Raw genomic sequence first — 20149 nt, forward strand, 5'->3', positions numbered from 1 at the left:
CCACGAGGGCGGTTTTTTCATGCTGCGGCAGTGGCTCAGAAGCGGTAGGTGAGGGATGCACCGACGCCGTGGGCACTGTTTTCGTACTTGGCCTGGTAGCTGCCCTTGGTCGAGCTCGCCAGGTTGACCTTGGTGTCTTCCTCCCACAGGTAGGAGTAAGCCACGTCGATGGTCATGTCGTCGGTCGGGCTGTAGCCGGCGCCCAGGCTGAAGATCTTGCGATCGCCAGTGGGGATGCGCGGCGAACGGTCGTGGTTGTTGGTCGGCGACTGGTCCATGGAGAAGCCAGTGCGCAGGGTCCACTCCTTGTTCACCTTGTAGGCCGCACCGATGGCGCCAGCCCAGGTGTCATGCCAGTTCTGCTCCTCGGTGATGGTGCCCAGCCCGCGCCCGATCGGGTTGGCGGCAACTTGTGCCGGCAGCTCGTTGGTGACGGTGATGTCTTTCAGGCGGCTCCAGCGGGTGAAGGTGGTGCCTGCGTACAGGGTCCACTGGTCATCCAGCTCGTGAGTGATCGAGAAGTCGGCCGACTCCGGCGTCTTGATCTTCAGTTCGGCGTCGAACTTGCTGCCACTGAACGGGCCGAGGAACGCGTTGTTGACCTTGGTATCGCCTTCGAGCTTGTAGTCGACCATCGAGTGGTAGGTCAGGCCGATGCGGGTGCGGTCGGTGGCCTGGATCATGATGCCGATGTTGTAGCCGACGGCGGTGTCGTCACCCTTGATCTTCACTTCGCCGTCGTTGCGGCCAGGGGTGAGCGGGTTGACGGTGTTCGAGCCCAGCTCGCCCTTGATGCGGTTGATGGTCGGACCGAAGCCGATCGACACCTTGTCGTTGAAGGCATAGCTGACGGTGGGCTGGAAGGTCACCACTTCGACGTGGCTCTTCTTGCCCCAGTAGCGTGCGGCGTCGCCGCTGCCGTAGTCGGTAACCAGGCCGAACGGTACGTACACACCGAAACCGACGCTCCAGTTATCGTCGATCGGCTTGACGTAGTAGCCCATCGGCACGCCGACGACCGGGACCATGTCACCATCGGTTTCCCCCCCGAGGTTGCTGCCACGGCCGGAAATGTCGGATTTTGCAAAGATGGCTGCGCCACCCACGGTAATTTGTTCGCGCTTGAGGCGCGCCATGCCCGCCGGGTTGCCGTACACGGTGCTGGCATCTTCGGCAGAAGAAGAACGACCCGCGAAACCTGTCCCCATGCCGCTGACACTTTGTTCGTTCAGCGCGAAACCGCTGGCGAGCAAGTGGCTGGAAGCGAGGGCAACGGCAATACCGAGGGAGGTTTTGAGCATTGCTTTTTTCATTATTAGAAACTCCTTGGGATCTCCGGGGCGGAAAGCTACCAACAAATCTCGCTCCACGCTATAGGCTGTATCGCAGGAGTTAGAGCGGTTTTGTAGGACAATCCGACCAAAATTCCTTTTTTCCGGGGTGTATACGAGAACAACTCTCAGAACGGTTCTGTCGCAACGGGTTCGATGCAGTGCTGCCAGGCCCTGGTGAAGTCACGCAAGCGGCCCTGGGGGTTGAAGGTCTGGCGCCAGATGCGCGCCAGACCCAGCAGGTCGTCGGCGGCGGGGAGCGGGGTGGCCTGCTCCTCGATGAGCATCCAGGCAATGGCGGTGGCGTAACGCAGGTTGACCGTGAGTTCCAGGTGCGGCCCGCCGAGGAAGGCGTGCTGGCTGGCCAGGCCGCGGACCAGGCTGGCCAGCTCCGGGTCGCGGGCGAGGAACTGGTCCCACAGGCAGCGGTGGCGGTGCTCGGCAATGCGGTACAGGCCGTGGCCGCGTCGGTCGTGCAAGGCAGAGCCCAGTGCCGACTGGCTGGCGGCAACGCCCAGTAACAATGCTTCGGCGCTTTCGCAGTGGCGGTTCAGGTAGATCAGCGTTGGCCGGATCACGTATCGACTCAACTCGTTCGCAGCGATGCCCATGGTGCCCTCGAACAGATCAGGACCGACGGGCGCTGGAGCTTGGCAGCTGGTGAGTGGTCAGGCCCGTCGGAAGCGACCACGGCCGCTCGAGTTGAAGTGTAGTGTGATAAGCATGGTGTAAAGGGCTGTTTTTAAATCGATTGCTGCCTGAGGTCCCGGGGCATATGCCCGCTGGCAATTAAGCCAAGAACCGTCAGGCAGCTTGCATGGGCATGGATTCATGGCATGAATCGCGTGCCATTCGTTCATGCAACCAGCGACTGGCGGGTGCGCTCGATCACTGCCTGCAAGGGCTCGGCGCGGGTGTACTGCTCCGGGTACAGGCGCTCGGAGTGGCAAGCGACGCCGTACTCGTCGACCAGAGTGAAGCTGAAGCTGCCCTTGCGGGGCGCGACGATCAGGCACTTCAGTGGAGCGAAGGCTTTGGAGAGGGTGCCAGCGGCAACCTGAATTTGATGATGGTTACTCATAATTGTTGGATGTTCCTGCGTAAGACACGGGGTTTGATCCGTGCACAATAGAAACGTTCCAGTGACGTCTTTATTAAGGAGACGCAGAACCTGACTGGAACAGGGCAGCCAGAGTGGCGCAAGCAAAGGTGGGCGCTGGGCTGACTGGTAGGTACGACAAAAGGCAGGCAGCACACCGGGGCCAGGGTTCAAGGCACCGGGGAAGATCCTGATCAATCTGAGACGTGATTCGTGCTTGAGCAGCGTTGGCTGCCAAGTGGATCATCGAATGGGCCGGTCCTGATGGGGCATTGCCTGCTCGTTGTCGAGGGGTATGCGAGGACTGAGTGGCCGGAATTGACTTTCAGCTGGGTACTAACAGGGCGCACCCTACACGAATGTTCGAGGGGTGGCAAGCATCCAGTTGTTTTCAGCGAAGCCGGCCATTATGTCGATTCTTGTCGGTGCTGGGAAGAGGGGAACTGCCCCGTCAAATACCGGGATGGCCTGTTTTCGAGCACGCCCATGCCGTTTGATGGTGCACTTGTACACATTTGAGACAGTGGCTGTTAGCCGCGTGCAACAAGCTGCAAAGGCTTCGCCAATGACTTGACTGCGAGCTTAAGTCAATGAAAAAAAACACTAATTTTTACTGGTGAAAAAATCGACAGTTTGACTGTAAGCCCCGGTTCATAGGGGTTTGCGGGCTTCGCGATGGGGTTGTCCACCGAGTTATCCACAGCTTCTGTGGATTGTCCCGAGCACTTGCTCTAGCACGGGCGTGCCAGCTGTTTCAGCAAGTGTCCGACAATCGGGTGATGCTGCGGGGGTAGAGATAGGCCTCGCAAAAACGTCAAGAAAAAAACATGAAAAAAAATCGATATTGGCCAAAAGTCTGCCGGGCCGTGGCGAAAAAAAAAGAGTAGAGTGGCGCGCCTCTTGAGTCACCTACGCTGTCGGTCATGAAGTTTCGCGGTAAACACCTCGCCGGTCCGGATGCATCGCTGCCCCCCAAAAAACACTTTTCCCTGAAAGTTGCCTTGTGGCTGCTCGACAGCCCGCGCCTGGGCGACAAACCCAGCGTCAAGCACCTGGCCGGGCGTATGCTCAAACAGCCGGCCCGCCAGGGCGTGGTGGTGGCCCAGAGCCGCCTGGGGCAGATGCTGTGCCGCGACTGTGGCAACGCCCGCGACCGGCGCATCGGCCACGACCTGCTGCGCCAGGCAGCACGTGCCGGTGATCGCCGCGCACAGCTGGAATACGGGCGTGCATGCCAGGCTCAGGAGCCCGAGCAGGCGCGTTACTGGCTGGAGCTGGCGGCGGGGCAGGGCTCTCAGGAGGCGCGAAGGTTGTTGCGCCAGTGGTGCGACAGCTAATCGCGGGGCAAGCCCGCTCCCACGCTGCGATGAGGCCTCGCAGGCAACCTGCCCACGCTGCTGATAAGCTGCGCAGCATTCGCAAATGATCGTTCGGGGTAAGCATGGCAGTGGATCTGGCCAGCATTCTGCTGGGGTTGGTGGCGGGTGCCTTGCCCTGCCTGGGATGGGTCATTCAGGTGCAGCGCCGCCAGGGTGCCCGGGACGCTGAGCGGACCTTGCTCGAAGAGCGCCTGAGCAGTGCTCAGCTGGCCCAGGAAGGCCTGCAGGCTCAGCTCGACGCCGGCCGTGACGAGATCAGCGACCTGAGCGAAGCCAACACCGTCAAGCAGGCCCAGTTGGCCGCCCAGGGGCGCGAACTGGAGCTGTTGCAGATCGACCGCGACAACGCCCGCGACGCCGCCCACGCCTGGAGCCTGGAGCGTGCCAACCGTGAAGCCGAGCTGCGCCGTTTCGAAGCGCAGGCGGCTCGCCTAGAGGCCGAGTTGCGTGAGCAGCAGGAAAGCCACCAGCAGCGCCTGGAAGACCTGCAGCAAGCGCGTGACAGCCTGCGCGCCCAGTTCGCCGAAATGGCCACTAAGATCTTCGACGAGCGCGAGCAGCGCTTCGCCCAGACCAGCCAGCAGCAGATGGGCCAGTTGCTCGACCCGCTCAAGGAGCGTATCCAGGCCTTCGAAAAACGCGTCGAGGAAAGCTACCAGCAGGAGGCCCGCGAGCGCTTCTCGCTGGGCAAGGAGCTCGAGCGCCTGCAGCAGCTCAACCTGCGCCTGTCCGACGAAGCCACCAACCTCACCCAGGCGCTCAAGGGCCAGAAAACCCAGGGCAACTGGGGCGAGCTGATCCTCGAGCGGGTGCTGGAGCACGCGGGCCTGGAGAAGGGTCGCGAATACCAGACCCAGGTCAGCCTCAAGAGCTCCGATGGCGAGCGTTTCCAGCCCGACGTGCTGATCATGCTGCCGGGCGACAAGCAGGTGGTGGTCGATGCCAAGGTCAGCCTTACCGCCTACCAGCAGTTCGTCAGCCACAACGACGAAGCCGCGCTCAAGCAGCATGTGCTGTCGCTGCGCAACCACGTCAAAGGCCTGTCGAGCAAGGATTACAACCGCCTCGACGGCTTGCACAGCCTCGATTTCGTGCTGCTGTTCGTGCCGATCGAGGCGGCGTTCTCGGCGGCGCTGCAGGCCGAGCCGAACCTGTTCCAGGAAGCCTTCGACCGGCAGATCGTGATCGTCAGCCCAACCACCCTGCTGGCCACCCTGCGGGTGATCGATAGCCTGTGGAAGCAAGAACGGCAAACCCAGAACGCCCGCGAGATCGCCGAGCGCGCCGGCTGGCTGTACGACAAGTTCGTGCTGTTCATCCAGGACCTGGACGAACTCGGCACCCGCCTGCAACAGGTCGACAAGGCCTACGCCGCCGCGCGCAACAAGCTCTGTGAAGGACGCGGCAACCTGGTCAGCCGCAGCGAGCAGCTCAAGCTGCTCGGCGCCCGGGCCAGCAAGAGCCTGCCGGCCGACTTGATCGAGCGCGCCCTGAGCGACGAAGCCGTTACTGAACCAGGCTCAGATGCCGATTGAGCAGGGCGCGCAGCGCGGCGGGCTTGACCGGTTTTGCCAGGTAGTCCAGGCCGGCGGCGTGGACCATGGCGATGGTCTCGTTGCGCCCGTCGGCACTGATCACCACCCCCGGTACCGGCTCGCCCAGGCGCGCCCGTAGCCAGCCCATCAGCCCGGTGCCGGTCTCGCCATCGTCCAGGTGGTAGTCCACCAGCGCCAGATGCGGGCGCAGCCCCTTGCTCAGCAGCGCCTCGCATTCGGCCTGGTTGCGGGCAGTCCACACCTGGCAGCCCCAGCGGCTGAGCAAGCTGTTCATGCCGATCAGGATGCTGTCTTCGTTGTCCACGCACAGCACCTGCAGCCCGGCCAGGGGTTGGCCTGGCTGCTCCATGGGGGCCGGCGCCGCCGGTGCGGCGCTGCGGGCAACCGGCACGCTGACACGGAACACGCTGCCCTTGCCCGGCCAGGAGCGCACTTCCAGCTGATGGCCAAGTACCCGGCACAAGCCGTCGGCAATCGCCAGGCCCAGGCCCAGGCCTTTTTCGGCGCGGGTCTGGTGGCTGTCCAGACGTTTGAATTCCTGGAAGATCACCGCCAGCTTGTCGTCGGCGATGCCCGGGCCGCGGTCCCACACTTCCAGCCACAGCCGCTCGCCCTGGCGCCGCACGCCCAGCAGTATCGGGCCCTTGCCATAGCGCAGGGCGTTGGTGAGGAAGTTCTGCAGTACCCGGCGCAGCAGCTTCATGTCGCTGTCCACCCGCAGGCGGCTGCCGCGCAGGCGGAACGCCAGGCCTTTTTCGGCGGCCAGCAGCTTGAACTCGGCACCGAGGGTGTCGAACAGCTCATTGAGGGCAAAAGCTTTGACGTCGGGGGTGACCTTGCCGTTTTCCAGGCGCGAGATGTCCAGCAGGTCGCTGATCAGCTCTTCGGCCGAGCGCAGCGAGCTGTCCATGTGCTGCACCAGCTGGCGGGCTTCGTCGTTCATGCCCTCGGCTTGCTGCGACAGCGCGGCGGAGAACAGCCGCGCGGCATTCAGCGGCTGCATCAGGTCGTGGCTGACGGCCGCGAGGAAGCGGGTCTTGGACTGGCTGACGGCCTCGGCGTGGCTCTTGGCCTCGGTGAGCGCCTGGTTGAGCTGCGACAGCTCGTGGGTGCGCTCGGCCACCCGCTGCTCCAGACCTTCGTTGGAGTCACGCAGGGCCTGCTCGGCCTCGCGGAACGGGGTGATGTCGGTGAAGCTCATGACGAAGCCGCCGCCGGGCATCGGGTTGCCGATCAGCTCGATCACCCGGCCATTGGGGAATAGCCGCTCGGAAGAGTGCGCGCGGCCCTGACGCATCCAGTGCAGGCGCCGGGCCACATGCACCTGGGCCTCGCCCGGGCCGCACAGGCCGCGCTCGGCGTTGTAGCGGATGATGTCGGCGATCGGCCGGCCGACACTGATCAGCCCGTCTGGGTAGTTGAACAGCTCCAGGTAGCGCCGGTTCCAGGCCACCAGGTGCAGGTTCTGGTCGACCACGCTGATGCCCTGGTTGATGTTTTCGATGGCGCCCTGCAGCAGCGCACGGTTGAACTGCAGCACCTCGCTGGCTTCGTCGGCGATGCGCACCACATCCTCGAGCTGCATCTCGCGGCCTTCGATGGCCGCCTTGACCACTGCGCGGGTCGACGAGCTGCCGAGTACCCCGGCGAGCAGGCGCTCGGTGTGCTCGATCCAGTCGCCGTCGGCATTCTGGTTGGGGTTGAAGCCCTTGCCCTGGCGGTAGGCGAAGCGGATGAAGCTCTGCCGGGCACGCTCCTCGCCGACGAAGCGCGCGGCCAGATTGAGCAGGTCGTCGATCTGTACGGCCAGCAGCGGCTTGCTGCTGGGGCGGGCGCTGGTCTGCTGGCCGATGAAGCGCCCGGCCTGCCAGTGCTCCGAGACGCGCGTGCGCGACAGGATCGAAACCCAGGCGAACAGGGTGAAGTTGCCCGCCAGCGACAGCACCACGCCTTGGGTGAGCGGGGTGATCGGCAGGTCCAGCGGGTTGCCGTGCAGCCAGGCCAGCCCCGGGAACAGCGACAGCGACCAGCCCAGGCTGTGGGCGGCGATCGGCAGTACCAGGGTGTAGAACCACAGGAAGATGCCGGCGGCCAGGCCTGCAAACACGCCGCGGCGGTTGGCCTGTTTCCAGTACAACGCGCCGAGCATGGCCGGGGTGAGCTGGGTCACTGCGGCGAAAGCGATCTGGCCGATGGTCGCCAGGCTGGCGGTGGAGCCGAGCAGGCGATAGCTCACATAGGCCAGCAGCAGGATCACCACGATGGTCACCCGGCGCACCGAGAGCATCCAGTGGCGGAACGCCTCGAACGGCCGCTCGGCGTTGTTGCGGCGCAGCAGCCAGGGCAGCAGCATGTCGTTGGAGACCATGGTCGACAGCGCCACGGCCTCGACGATGACCATGCCGGTGGCCGCCGAAGCGCCGCCGATGAAGGCCAGCAGCGCCAGGCTCGGGTGGGCTTCGGCCAACGGCAGGCTGATCACGAACGAGTCGGAGATCACCGCGCCCGGCAGCAGCATCTGCCCGGCCAGGGCGATGGGCACGACGAACAGCGCGGCCAGGGCCAGGTACAGCGGGAACACCCAGCGTGCCAGGCGCATGTCCTGGGGCTCGATGTTCTCCACCACGGTGACGTGGAACTGCCGGGGCAGGCAGATGATCGCCATCATCGCCACGGCGGTCTGCACCACCATCGACGGCCAGTTGATGGTCTCCTGCCAGTAGCTTTCCAAGTGCACCGACTGGCGCGCCTGGGTGAACAGGTCGTCGAAACCGTCGTACAGGTTGAACACCACGAAGGCGCCCACGGCGAGGAACGCCAGCAGCTTGACCAGCGACTCGAAGGCGATCGCCAGGACCATGCCGCGGTGGTGCTCGGTGACGTCCAGGCTGCGCGTGCCGAACACGATGGCGAACAGCGCCAGCACCAGCGACACCACCAGCGCGGTGTCCTGCACGCGGCTGCCGGTGGCGTCGGCGTTGGCGCCGATCAACAGGTTCACTCCCAGCACGATGCCCTTGAGCTGCAGGGCGATGTAGGGCAGCACCCCGACCAGGCAGATCAGCGCCACCACCACGGCGAGGGTTTGCGACTTGCCGTAGCGGGCGGCGATGAAGTCGGCGATCGAGGTGATGTTCTGCTGCTTGCTGATCAGCACCATCTTCTGCAGCACCCAGGGCGCGAAGATCAGCAGCAGCACCGGGCCCAGGTAGATCGGCAGGAACGCCCACAACTGCTCGGCGGCCTGGCCGACCGCGCCGAAGAAGGTCCAGCTGGTGCAGTACACCGCCAGCGACAGGCTGTACACCCAGGCACGCAGCTTCGGCGGCAACGGGGTGCTGCGGCGGTCGCCGTAGAAGGCGATGGCGAACATGATGGCCATATAGGCCAGGGCGACCACGGCGATCAGCCCGCTGGACAACGACATGCAAACTCCGGAGCAAAAAATGTAACGCGGTCACGATCAATCAGTCTGGCACGCAGGCGCGGGTTCGTCAGCGCCGACGTTGGTCGCAGTGGCAGGACGTCGCAGGTCCGATCGCGGGGCAAGCCCGCTCCCACAGGCTACATGCCAAAACTGGATTCACTACGTGGGAGCGGGCTTGCCCCGCGATGGGCCGGTACTGCCAGCTAAGTATGTTGCGCCCCGCGCGTGCCCAACCAGTAGAACACCGCCGCCAGCACCACCGAGCCGATCAATAGATAGAACACCGCCGCTGGTGCCATGTACCCCAGGGCCAGGCCCACCAGCATCGGCCCCAGCCCCGCGCCCAGGTTGGAGAGGTTCTGCGCGCCGTAATAGATCCCACGCAGATGTTCCGGCGCGATCAGGTCGATGAACATGAATTCGGCGGGAATCACGATGATTTCGCCCAAGGTGAACACCAGCATGGCCAGGCACCAGGCCGCTGCCGAGCCGGCCAGGGAAAACCCCAGCAGCCCGGCGACGAACATGGCCATGCCGGCCATCAGCCAGGGCATCAGGTGCTGGCGGGCTATGCGCCGGCCGATCAGGTACTGCAGGGCGATCACCGTGAGGGCGTTGGTGGTCACCAGGTAGCTCACCAGCCGCGCCACTTCGGCGGGGTCGTGGATGCTCACCACCAGGTATTGCGACAGGTAGGCGGTGAACTGCCCGAACACCACGGCACTGAGCACGCCGCCCAGGGTGAAGCACACCAAGCGACGGTCGCGCAGCATGCCCAGGGCGACCTGGATGAAGCCTGCCGCCGGCGCGTCCTCACCCTGGCTCGCCAGGCCGCGTTCGCCCAGGCGGTGATAAGCCAGGCTCAGGCCCAGGCCAATCAGTGCCGACACCAGAAACGGCAGGTGGTCGTCGGCTCCGATCAGCAGCACCCCGAGCATCGGCCCGGCAGCCCAGGCGATGTTGTTGAAGGTGTACTTGATGGCGAACACCTCGCCGCGCTTGTCTTCGGGCAGCAAGGCGCAGAACCCGGCCTTGGCGGCAATGTCGACCACGGTCTGGGCCAGGTTGGCCACCACCAGGAAACAGAAGAACAGCACTGCCGAGGTACTCGCCACCATCCCCGCGATGGCCAGGGCGAACACCAGCGCGCTCGCCACGATCAGCGTGTGGCTGCGCAGGGTGTCGACCAGGTGCCCGCCATACAGGCTCAGCAACGATGCCAGGAACATCGCGCCACCGACCAGCAGCCCCGTCTGGCCGATCGACAGGGCCATGTGCGCGGACAGGTACACCACCAGGTAGGGTAGGGTGATCGCCCGGGCCGTGGTCAGGGTGAAGGTGGTGAGCAGCAGCAGGCGGACGGCGGCAGGGTAGCTTTTAAGGGCGCGTAGCATCGACGGTTCCTTGTCTTTGTCAGCGGCCAAGCATATGCCAGCCGGCATATCCTGGGCTATATCTTTAAAATCGATAACAGATAGAGAAATTACCCGTTATATAGATATTCTTCAAAGGCATAACATGAATCCACCTTACACAAGGCCAGGAGACAGCCCATGCCATGCACCCAGACCCGCGCGCCATCGTGGCGCCCGTTCAGCCAATTGGCCCATCCCCGCGAGGTGATCCGCCAGTTCACCCCCAACTGGTTCGCCGCGACCATGGGTACTGGCGTGCTGGCACTGGCCTTTCACCAGTTGCACATCCCGCTGCTGGACAGCCTGGCCGAAGGGCTGTGGTGGCTGACCATTGGCCTGTTCGTCCTGTTCTGTGTCTTGTATGGCGCCCGCTGGGTGCTGTTCTTCGACGAGGCCCGGCGGATTTTCGCCCACTCCACCGTGTCGATGTTCTTCGGCACCATCCCCATGGGGCTGGCCACCATCCTCAATGGCGCACTGGTGTTTGGCCTGGCGCGCTGGGGCGAGGCGGTGGTGCCGTGGGTCGAGAGCCTGTGGTGGCTGGATGTGGGCCTGGCGCTGCTGTGCGGGGTGGCCATCCCCTACCTGATGTTCACCCGCCAGGAGCACAGCATCGACCAGATGACTGCAGTCTGGCTGCTGCCGGTGGTGGCCGCGGAAGTCGCCGCCGCCAGCGGCGGGCTGCTGGCGCCGCACCTGGCGGACGCTCACGCACAGTTCCTGGTGGTCATCACCAGCTATGTGATGTGGGCGGTGTCGCTGCCGGTGGCGTTCAGCATCCTCACCATCCTCATGTTGCGCATGGCCTTGCACAAACTTCCGCCGGCCAACATGGCGGCCTCCAGCTGGCTGGCCCTGGGCCCGATCGGCACCGGTGCGCTGGGCATGCTGGTGCTCGGTGGCGACGCGCCGGCGGTGTTCGCCGCCAATGGCCTGGGCAGCCTGGGTGAGGTGGCCCGTGGCCTGGGCCTGGTAGCCGGCATTGTGCTGTGGGGCGCGGGCTTGTGGTGGTTGCTGACGGCGGTGCTGATCACCCTGCGCTACATGCGCCAGGGCATGCCGTTCAACCTGGGCTGGTGGGGCTTCACCTTCCCGCTGGGGGTGTACTGCCTGGCCACTTTGAAACTGGCGGCCTGGCTGCAGCTCGGCTTCTTCAGCGTGTTCGGTCAGGTGCTGGTGGTGGCGCTGGCCATGCTCTGGGCCCTGGTGGCCAGCCGCACCTTGCGCGGGGCCTGGCGTGGCGAGCTGTTCGTGTCGCCATGCATTGCCCAACGTTGATCATTCGCCGGCAAGCCGGCTCCCACAGGTGCAGCGCCGATCTTGAGGTTGGCGCTGCCAGAAAAATCCAAAGTCGACAATCAGGGCATGAGCTCGAAGCGAGCGGTGTCGAGCCGCTCGCTGTCCAGCCCGACCATCACATCGAACATGCCGGGCTCGGCGCCCCAGCGCAGTTCCTGGTTGTAGAACGCGAGCATGGACTCGTCGACCGAGAAGGCGATCGAGCGCCGTTCGCCAGGCACGAGCAGGACTTTGCGGAAGGCCTTGAGTTCTTTGGTTGGCCGGCTTACCGAAGCGCTGATGTCGCGTAGGTACAGTTGCACCACCGTCTCACCACTGCGGTTTCCGTCATTGCGGATCTGCACCTCTACTTGCAGGGGCTGCCCCCGTTTCAGCTGCTGGGTTGAAAGGCGCGGCTGCGAAAGGCTGAAATGCGTGTAGCTCAATCCGAAGCCGAACGGGTAGAGCGGGGTGTCGTCGATATCGAAATAGCGCGAGCGGTACGGCTCGCTACGTCCGGGATCGTACGGGCGGTTGGTGTTGAGGCGACTGTAGTACAGCGGGATCTGCCCCACGCTGCGCGGGAAGGTGACCGGCAGCTTGCCTGAAGGGTTGTAGTCGCCGAACAGCACATCGGCGATGGCGTTTCCCCCTTCAGTCCCGCTGAACCAGGTTTCCAGCACGGCGTCCGCCAGCCGACTTTCTGCTTCGATGGTCAGCGGGCGGCCGTTCATGAGCACCAGCACCAGGGGTTTGCCGGTATCTTTCAAGGCTCTTAGCAACGCACGCTGCTGGCTTGGCAGGTCGAGGTCGGTCTTGCTGGCGCCTTCATGGGACATGCCGCGGGCCTCACCCAATGCCACGATGACCACGTCGGCCTGGCGAGCCACGGCCAGCGCCTCGGCAAGGAGGGTCGACGGCGGGCGCGGGTCGAAGTCGACCGTGTTGTCCATCAACAGGCTGAACACCTGGCGATCGTCGCTGATGTTGGCACCCAGGGCGTACAACACCCTGGCGTTGTCGCCCACCGCGTTCTTCAGGCCTTGGTACAGGCTGATTGCTTGGCTGGGCTGGCCGCTGGCGGACCAGCTGCCAAGCATGTCGATTCGGTTGTCGGCCAGCGGGCCGATTACCGCGAAGGTACCGCGCCTGGCCAAGGGCAGGCGCTGATCGTGATTCTTCAGCAACACCAGCGAACGCCTGGCGACCTCCCTGGCCTCCTGGCGATGCAGACGTTGCTCGGCGTTCGGGTCGGCCGGGTCATGCCGGGCCTCGCCCAGCCGGCGGTAGGGATCGTTGAACAGGCCCAGGTCATATTTGGTGGCCAGAACCTGGCGCACGGCGTCGTCCAGCACGTGCATCGGGATGGCACCCTGTTCCACCTGGCTGGCCAGTCGTTCACCGTAAAAACGGTCATTCATGCTGACCTGGGTGCCCGCCAGCAAAGCGGCATTGGCTGCCTCGGCCGGATCCGCCGAGTATCCATGAGTGACCAGATCCTGCACAGCCGCGTAGTCGCTGATGACCAGCCCGCGATAGCGCCACTGCCTGCGCAGCACATCCTGCAGCAGCCAGCGGTTGGCGGAGACGGGCACGCCGTTGAGCGTGGTGTAGGCTGTCATCACCGCACCGGCGCCTGCATCGAGCGCGGCACGGTAAGGGGGCAGGTAGTACTGCAGCAGCTTGTGCGGGCTCATGTCCGTGCTGTTGTAGTCGCGCCCACCTTCGACGGCGCCGTAGGCGGCGTAGTGCTTGACGCAGGCCATCAGGCTGTCGGCGGCTCCCAGCACCGGCCCTTGGAAGGCCCGGGTAGCAGCCGCGCCGGCCTGGGCTGCGAGATAGGGGTCTTCGCCGAATCCTTCGGCGATGCGGCCCCAGCGTGGATCCCGGCTGACGTCGACCATGGGGGCGAAGGTCATGTCCAGGCCGTCGGCACTGGCTTCCTTGGCCGCGATACGCGCGCTGGTGGCGATGGCCTGCATGTCCCAGCTCGAGGCCAGGCCCAGGCCGATGGGGAACAGGGTGCGATGGCCGTGGATCACATCGCCGGCAAAGAACAAAGGAATCTGCAGGCGACTGTCCCTGGCCTCGTTCTGCAGGGCTCGCAAGGTTGCACGATCAACCTCGGGGGCGGGTAGGATCGATCCGACATCGCCTTTACGCACGGTATCCAGCAGGTCCTGAATCGGTTGCGATGCCAGAGTGCCGCGGGCATCCAGCATGCGCAACTGGCCGATCTTTTCACTCAGTTGCATCTGGCGCAGCAGTGAATCCACGAAACGCTCTTTTTCACTGCCCAGCAACGTGCCTGAGAAATGTGCCGCCCCTGCAACCAGCAGTGTGACCAGCAGCGAGGCCAGAAACACTACGAAACGCAGGGGATGACGGCGAATCATTCCCATCGTCCAGCATCCATGTCAGGGTCTTGCGTCAAGCCTGCCTCTGGTGGCTGCCACGGGCTACTGGCAGAACTGTCAGTTGACAGTGATGTGGCTCTGGACCCGTTTGATGCATTCTAATCAGGCAAAGGCCACTCACGGCCCAACTCAGGACCCAAGGACGATGAGTCATCCCTCGCAATTCACCTTGCTCGGCAAACGGCGCTTTCTGCCGTTCTTCATCACCCAGTCGTTGGGTGCCTTCAACGACAACCTGTTCAAGCAGTCGCTGATCCTGGCGATCCTCTACAAGTTGAGCCTGGAGGGCGACCGCTCGATCTGGGTCAACCTCTGCGCCTTGCTGTTCATACTGCCGTTCTTCCTGTTCTCGGCGCTGGCCGGGCAGTTCGGCGAGAAGTTCGCCAAGGACCGGCTGATCCGCGCGATCAAGCTCGCCGAGATCGTGATCATGGCCATTGGCGCCATCGGTTTTCTCACCAGCCACCTGGAGCTCATGCTGCTGACCCTGTTCGCCATGGGCACCCACTCGGCGCTGTTCGGCCCGGTGAAGTATTCGATCCTGCCCCAGGCCCTGCGTGAAGAAGAACTGGTGGGCGGCAACGGCCTGGTGGAGATGGGCACCTTCCTGGCGATCCTCGCCGGCACCATCGGCGCCGGGGTGATGATGTCGTCTTCCAGCTACGCCACGGTGGTGGCCGGCGGGGTGGTCGGCACTGCGCTGATCGGCTACCTGGCCAGCCGCTGGATCCCGCGGGCGGCGGCGGCCGCGCCGGAAATGAAACTCGACTGGAACATCTTCAAGCAGTCCTGGGCCACCCTGCGCCTGGGCCTGGGCCAGACCCCGGCGGTGTCGCGCTCGATCGTGGGTAATTCGTGGTTCTGGTTCGTCGGCGCCATCTACCTCACGCAGATCCCGGCCTACGCCAAGGACTGGCTGCACGGCGACGAGACCGTGGTGACCCTGGTGCTGACCCTGTTCTCGGTGGGCATCGCGGTGGGCTCGCTGCTGTGCGAGCGCTTGAGTGGTCGCAAGGTGGAGATCGGCCTGGTGCCATTCGGCTCGTTCGGCCTGACCTTGTTCGGCCTGCTCTGGTGGTGGCATTCGGGCGATGTGCCGGCAGGCGCGGCGCCGCACACTTGGCTGGACCTGCTGGGCATGGGCCAGGCCTGGTGGATCATGGCCTCGATCGTCGGCCTGGGCATCTTCGGCGGCTTCTATATCGTGCCGCTGTACGCGTTGATCCAGGCCCGTACCGCCGAAGGCGAGCGGGCCCGGGTGATCGCCGCCAACAACATCCTCAATGCGCTGTTCATGGTGGTGTCGGCGATCGTCACCATCGTCCTGTTGAGCTTGGCCAAGCTGAGCATCCCGCAGCTGTTCCTGGTGGTGTCGCTGCTCAACATCGCGGTCAACGCCTACATCTTCCGCATCGTGCCGGAATTCACCATGCGCTTCCTGATCTGGCTGCTCAGCCACTCGATGTACCGGGTGCAGCACCGTGAGCTTGAGCGTATTCCCGATGAAGGCGCGGCATTGCTGGTGTGCAACCACGTGTCGTTCGTCGATGCGCTGCTGATCGGCGGCGCCATTCGCCGGCCGATCCGCTTCGTCATGTACTACAAGATCTACAACCTGCCGGTGCTCAACTTCATCTTCCGCACCGCCGGCACCATCCCCATTGCCGGGCGTGGCGAGGACGAGGCGATCTATGAGCGTGCCTTCGCCCGCATCAAGCAGTACCTGGCCGAGGGGGAGCTGGTGTGCATCTTCCCCGAGGGCAAGCTCAGTGCCGACGGCGAGATCGATGTGTTCAAGGGTGGGGTCAGCCGGATCCTTTCGGAAACGCCGGTGCCGGTGATTCCGCTGGCATTGCAGGGGCTGTGGGGCAGTTTCTTCAGTCGCGATCCGAACAAGGGCTTCTTCAAGCGCTTGTGGTCACGAGTGACTATCGTGGCCGGCGCCGCCATCCCGGTGGAAGCGGCGCAGCCCGAAGCGCTGCGCGAGCAGGTAAGCCTGCTGCGCGGCGATGTGCGTTAGGAGGGGATAAGGCGCAAGGTCAGCTGGCGCTGACCTTCAGGCCGACCAGGCCGGTGACGATCAGGGCGACACTGGCCAGGCGGATCAGCGCCATGGATTCACCGAACAGGATGATCCCGGCAATCACGGTGCCCACGGCGCCAACGCCGGTCCAGATGGCATAGGCGGTACCCAGCGGCAGCTCTTTCATGGCCAGGCCCAGCAAGCCAAGGCTGATGACCATGGCGCCGACGGTCAGAACGGTGGGCAGGGGGCGGGTAAAGCCGTCGGTGTACTTGAGGCCGACAGCCCAGCCGACTTCGAACAGGCCGGCGAAGAACAGGATGATCCAGGACATGGTGTGTCTCCATCTATTAATGATGGGGCCGTCCCCGATACGATCACGCGTAGCGTCGTGAGGTCGTCCTCACAGTGCGCAGTATATTGCCCATTTGCCGAGGCCGAGGCAAGCCTCAGGGATCGGTGGTTGCCTCATCGCCGGCAAGCCGGCTCCCACAAGGGATCACGCAATACCCTGTGGGAGCCGGCTTGCCGGCGATGAGGCCGGAGCAGGCAACATCAATTGCTGGCAGAGGCGGTGTTCTCAACCCCGGGCGAAGGCTCCTCCATCCGCCTGAACCAGGTCGACAGCAACGCCCCGGAGATGTTGTGCCACACGCTGAACAGCGCGCTCGGTACCGCCGCCAAGGGCGAAAAATGCGCTGCCGCCAGCGCCGCGCCCAGCCCCGAGTTCTGCATGCCCACCTCCAGCGCCAGCGACTTGCGCTGGGCCAGCGGCAGCTTGCACAGCTTGCCGGTGAGGTAACCGAGCAAAAAACCGAAGCTGTTGTGCAGGATCACCACCGCCATGATCAGCAGGCCGGATTCGGCAATCTTCGCCTGGCTGGCCGCCACCACCGCGCAGACGATCATCACGATGCTCACCACCGACACCAGCGGCAGCACCTGCACCGCCGCGTGCACGCGCGCGCCGAGCAGGCGCTGGGCCAACACGCCGAGCACGATCGGCAGCATCACCAGCTGCAGGATCGACCAGAACATGTCCATGAACGAAACCGGCAGCCAGGCCGAAGCCAGGAACCAGATCAAGGCCGGGGTGAGCAGCGGTGCGAGCAGGGTGGTCACCGCCGCGATCGCCACTGCCAGTGCCAGGTCGCCCTTCGACAGCCACACCATCACGTTGGACGCCGTGCCGCTCGGGCAGCAGCCGACCAGGATCACGCCTACGGCGATCTCCGGTGGCAGGTGAAACAGCTGGCACAGCAGCCAAGCCACGCCGGGCATGATCACAAAGTGCGCCACCACCCCCAGCGCTACCCGCCAGGGCTGGCGGGCGAGGGCGGCGAAGTCGTCGAGCTTGAGGGTCAGGCCCATGCCGAACATCACCAGGCCCAGTAGCGGCACGATGGCTACTTTCAGGGCGATGAACCACTGCGGCATGAGAAAGGCCAGGCAAGCGAACACCAGCACCCACAGGGCGAAGGTGTTGCCGACGAAGCGGCTGAGGGCGGCGAGGGCGCGCATGGCGGGGGGAAACCTCCGGTTTCAGCTTCAAGCTCCAAGCTTCAAGCTATAAGAAGAAGCGGTGCCCGAGCAGGCACCGCAGTTGCTGTGGCTTTTTCTTGTGGCTTGCAGCTAGAAGCTTGCAGCTGTTCTTCAAACTCCCTGCGGAATCTCCTCGCCACCCAGCGCCTCGAACAGCGCCGGCAGGAATTCGTTGAAGGTCATCATCATCAGCAGGAAGCTGGCATCGAACTGTTGCTGGGCTTCGTCACCGCCGTCCTGCTCGGCCTGCTCCTGCAGCAGCTCCTCGAACTTCAGGCGCTTGATCACGGTCTTGTCGTCGAGTACGAACGACAGCTTGTCTTGCCAGGCCAGGGCCAGTTGCGTGACCACCTTGCCGGTGCTCAGGTGCAGCTGGATTTCCTCGCCGGTCAGGTCCTGGCGTTTGCAACGCACGATGCCGCCGTCTTCGGCCTGGTCGCGCAGTTCGCATTCGTCGAGCACATAGAAGTCCGCGGCCGGCGCCTGGGCCTTGACCCAGTCGGTCATGGTCGCGACCGGGGCGATCTTGACGCTCACCGGGCGCACCGGCAGCGAGCCCATCACTTCACGCAGGGTCGACAGCAGGTCTTCGGCACGCTTGGCGCTGGCCGAGTTGACCAGGATCAGGCCCTGGCGCGGGGCGATGGCGGCGAAGATCATCGAGCGGCGGATAAAGGCGCGCGGCAGGAAGGCCTGGATGATCTCGTCCTTGATCTGGTCGCGTTCCTTCTTGTAGACCTTGCGCATCTGCTCGGTCTCGATCTCTTCGACTTTCTCCTTCACCGCATCGTTGACCACGCTGCTGGGCAGGATGCGTTCTTCTTTACGCGCGGCGATCAGCATGAATTCACCGCTGACGTGCACCAGTGGCGCGTCCTCGCCCTTGCCGAACGGGGCAACGAAACCATAAGTGGTCAGTTCCTGGCTGGCGCAGGGACGGGCCGGCTTGCTGGCCAGGGCAGCTTCCAGTGCTTCAGGCTCGAACGGGACATCCTGGGTCAGGCGGTAGGTCAGCAGGTTCTTGAACCACATGAGGGGCAATCTCTCCTTAATACATAAGGCGGGCATTATTCTCCGAGCGGTGGGTTCAGGCCAACCCTGTCAGAGGGCCAGCACCACCCTATAAAGGAAGAAAACCGCGGCTGCGCTAGGTCCTTGAAAATTATTCAAAAAAATTTAAAAAAGTGCTTGCCAGGGTACAGGCTCCTCCGTAGAATGCGCACCACACCGAGACGAAGGGTGATTAGCTCAGCCGGGAGAGCATCTGCCTTACAAGCAGAGGGTCGGCGGTTCGATCCCGTCATCACCCACCACTCGATGTATAGCGCGGCGGTAGTTCAGTCGGTTAGAATACCGGCCTGTCACGCCGGGGGTCGCGGGTTCGAGTCCCGTCCGCCGCGCCATATTTAGCTTCAGGGCCCACTGAACACCTTGAAGCAACAGAGAAAGCGACCTTAGGGTCGCTTTTTTTGTTTCTGGAATTTCCGGGTCGCGAAGCGGCCCCAGGATCTTGGCATCATGCGAGATCGCCGGGGCTGCTTCGCGCCCCTATCGCGGCACAAGGCCGCTCCTACAAGATGTGCGTCAGGCTCAGGGGCGCTGTTCTTCCGCGCGCAGGGTCAAGACTTCATAGCCACTCTCGGTCACCGCCACGGTATGTTCCCACTGCGCCGACAAGCTGTGGTCGCGGGTAATCACCGTCCAGCCATCGCGCAGGCTGCGGGTGCCGCGCCCGCCCTGGTTGATCATCGGCTCGATGGTGAACACCATCCCTGGCTGTAGCTTCAGGCCAAAACCGGGCTGGCCGAAGTGCAGCACCTCGGGTGCTTCGTGCATCTGCTGGCCGATACCGTGGCCGCAATACTCGCGCACCACGCTGTAGCCGGCGGCCTCGGCATGGGCCTGGATGGCGTGGCCGATATCGCCCAGGGTCGCACCCGGGCGGACCTGTTCGATGCCTTTCCACAGCGCGGCGTAGGTGGTGTCGACCAGCCGCCGGGCGTCTGCGCTGATCTGCCCCAGGCAATACATCTTCGACGAATCGGCGATATAGCCGCCCTGTTCCAGGGTGATGTCGACGTTGACGATGGAGCCTTCCTTGAGCACCTCGTCCACCTTGGGCATGCCGTGGCACACCACATGGTCCACCGAAGTGTTCAGCGCATAGGGGAAGTCGTACTGGCCCTTGCTCGCCGGGCGCGCCTTGAGGGTTTCGACGATGAAGGCTTCGGCGCGGTCGTTGATCTGCATGGTGGTCACGCCAGGGCGGATGAAGCCGTCGAGGTCGGCGAACACCTGGGCCAGCAATTGCCCGGCGCGGCGCATCAGTGCCAGCTGGGCGGCGTCCTTGAGTATCACCTTGCTCATTGCAGCAGTTCCTTGAGGTTGGCCTGTTCCTGGCGCAGCAGCTGACGCAGCAGTTCCTGATAGGTGGCCTGGGGGTGCAGCTCGGCGAGCATGCCGAGGCGGATCCAGTGTTCGGCCTGAGCGTTGATCGAGCGCGACAGGGCGGCGCTGGCGATGCGCAGGTCTTCGTGGAGTTCGTCGTTGATCTTGACGATGCCCATGCTTAAGTCATCCGTATATATGAAACGTATATGAATCATATGTCGAATCAGGCCGGGCGTGCCACCCGTTGGTGCGTCGGTCCCTCTCTCGGTGCATGAGCCAATCGCGGGGCAA

General features: G+C 64.0%; 15 protein-coding genes and 2 tRNA genes. 6 read left to right on the forward strand and 11 right to left on the reverse strand.

Annotated features, from left to right (window positions below):
- Positions 1-35: 35 nt before the first annotated feature.
- The 3 genes from RTH46_RS14740 to RTH46_RS14750 all read right to left on the reverse strand — a co-directional run bounded on the left by RTH46_RS14740 (position 36) and on the right by RTH46_RS14750 (position 2412).
- A complete protein-coding gene (locus RTH46_RS14740) occupies positions 36-1313 on the reverse strand; it encodes an OmpP1/FadL family transporter (protein WP_279847663.1) in 1278 nt (425 codons plus the stop codon).
- Positions 1314-1459: 146 nt separating this feature from the next.
- Positions 1460-1942: a hypothetical protein gene (locus RTH46_RS14745; RefSeq protein ID WP_279847662.1), complete on the reverse strand. Its 483-nt coding sequence runs from the start codon at positions 1940-1942 to the stop codon at positions 1460-1462.
- 245 nt (positions 1943-2187) lie between these two features.
- Positions 2188-2412 (reverse strand): hypothetical protein, encoded by a 225-nt coding sequence (locus tag RTH46_RS14750; RefSeq protein WP_110993057.1) that lies wholly within the window; start codon positions 2410-2412, stop codon positions 2188-2190.
- Between the two features lie 941 nt (positions 2413-3353).
- Between RTH46_RS14750 and RTH46_RS14755 the strand changes: the two genes are divergently transcribed.
- Positions 3354-3767, forward strand: a complete 414-nt coding sequence (locus RTH46_RS14755; RefSeq protein ID WP_153784985.1) for a tetratricopeptide repeat protein — start codon at positions 3354-3356, stop codon at positions 3765-3767.
- Between the two features lie 218 nt (positions 3768-3985).
- Complete coding sequence (gene rmuC / locus RTH46_RS14760) at positions 3986-5344, forward strand: DNA recombination protein RmuC (protein WP_316906015.1); 1359 nt, start codon at positions 3986-3988, stop codon at positions 5342-5344.
- Here the strand turns inward: rmuC and RTH46_RS14765 are convergent.
- Both RTH46_RS14765 and RTH46_RS14770 read right to left on the reverse strand, forming a co-directional pair.
- On the reverse strand, positions 5316-8792 hold the full coding sequence (locus RTH46_RS14765) for a PAS domain-containing hybrid sensor histidine kinase/response regulator (protein WP_153784983.1): 3477 nt from the start codon (positions 8790-8792) through the stop codon (positions 5316-5318). The two genes, rmuC and RTH46_RS14765, sit on opposite strands and share 29 nt — an antisense overlap.
- Before the next feature lie 203 nt (positions 8793-8995).
- Positions 8996-10186, reverse strand: coding sequence for an MFS transporter (locus tag RTH46_RS14770; RefSeq protein ID WP_153784982.1), 1191 nt, complete (start codon positions 10184-10186; stop codon positions 8996-8998).
- A 159-nt stretch (positions 10187-10345) separates the two neighbouring features.
- Here RTH46_RS14770 and RTH46_RS14775 point away from each other — a divergent pair, with 159 nt between their 5' ends.
- On the forward strand, positions 10346-11485 hold the full coding sequence (locus tag RTH46_RS14775) for a TDT family transporter (RefSeq protein ID WP_110993061.1): 1140 nt from the start codon (positions 10346-10348) through the stop codon (positions 11483-11485).
- A gap of 80 nt (positions 11486-11565) precedes the next feature.
- Here RTH46_RS14775 and bglX read toward each other — a convergent pair whose 3' ends face one another.
- Positions 11566-13881 (reverse strand): beta-glucosidase BglX, encoded by a 2316-nt coding sequence (gene bglX / locus RTH46_RS14780; protein WP_316905984.1) that lies wholly within the window; start codon positions 13879-13881, stop codon positions 11566-11568.
- 166 nt (positions 13882-14047) lie between these two features.
- Between bglX and RTH46_RS14785 the strand changes: the two genes are divergently transcribed.
- Positions 14048-15922 carry an MFS transporter gene (locus RTH46_RS14785; protein ID WP_316905985.1) on the forward strand — a complete coding sequence of 625 codons (1875 nt, stop codon included), beginning with the start codon at positions 14048-14050 and terminating at the stop codon, positions 15920-15922.
- 19 nt (positions 15923-15941) lie between these two features.
- On the opposite strand, the gene sugE is transcribed toward RTH46_RS14785, so the two are convergent.
- The 3 genes from sugE to rdgC all read right to left on the reverse strand — a co-directional run bounded on the left by sugE (position 15942) and on the right by rdgC (position 18499).
- Entirely contained in the window at positions 15942-16259 is a 318-nt protein-coding gene (gene sugE, locus RTH46_RS14790; protein ID WP_153784979.1) for a quaternary ammonium compound efflux SMR transporter SugE, read from the reverse strand.
- A 221-nt stretch (positions 16260-16480) separates the two neighbouring features.
- Entirely contained in the window at positions 16481-17446 is a 966-nt protein-coding gene (locus RTH46_RS14795; RefSeq protein WP_153784978.1) for a bile acid:sodium symporter family protein, read from the reverse strand.
- A gap of 132 nt (positions 17447-17578) precedes the next feature.
- Complete coding sequence (gene rdgC, locus RTH46_RS14800; protein WP_110993065.1) at positions 17579-18499, reverse strand: recombination-associated protein RdgC; 921 nt, start codon at positions 18497-18499, stop codon at positions 17579-17581.
- A gap of 205 nt (positions 18500-18704) precedes the next feature.
- On the opposite strand from rdgC, the gene RTH46_RS14805 reads away from it, so the two are divergent.
- Positions 18705-18780, forward strand: a tRNA-Val gene (locus RTH46_RS14805).
- A gap of 13 nt (positions 18781-18793) precedes the next feature.
- Positions 18794-18870 (forward strand) — tRNA-Asp (locus tag RTH46_RS14810).
- Positions 18871-19057: 187 nt separating this feature from the next.
- Here the strand turns inward: RTH46_RS14810 and map are convergent.
- Both map and RTH46_RS14820 read right to left on the reverse strand, forming a co-directional pair.
- Entirely contained in the window at positions 19058-19834 is a 777-nt protein-coding gene (gene map / locus RTH46_RS14815) for a type I methionyl aminopeptidase (RefSeq protein WP_279847654.1), read from the reverse strand.
- On the reverse strand, positions 19831-20034 hold the full coding sequence (locus RTH46_RS14820; RefSeq protein WP_110993070.1) for a ParD-like family protein: 204 nt from the start codon (positions 20032-20034) through the stop codon (positions 19831-19833). The genes map and RTH46_RS14820 overlap by 4 nt, the downstream gene beginning before the upstream one ends.
- Between the last annotated feature and the right edge of the window lie 115 nt (positions 20035-20149).

Source organism: Pseudomonas sp. zfem004, from assembly GCF_032621715.1.
GTDB classification, from domain to species: Bacteria; Pseudomonadota; Gammaproteobacteria; order Pseudomonadales; family Pseudomonadaceae; genus Aquipseudomonas; species Aquipseudomonas sichuanensis.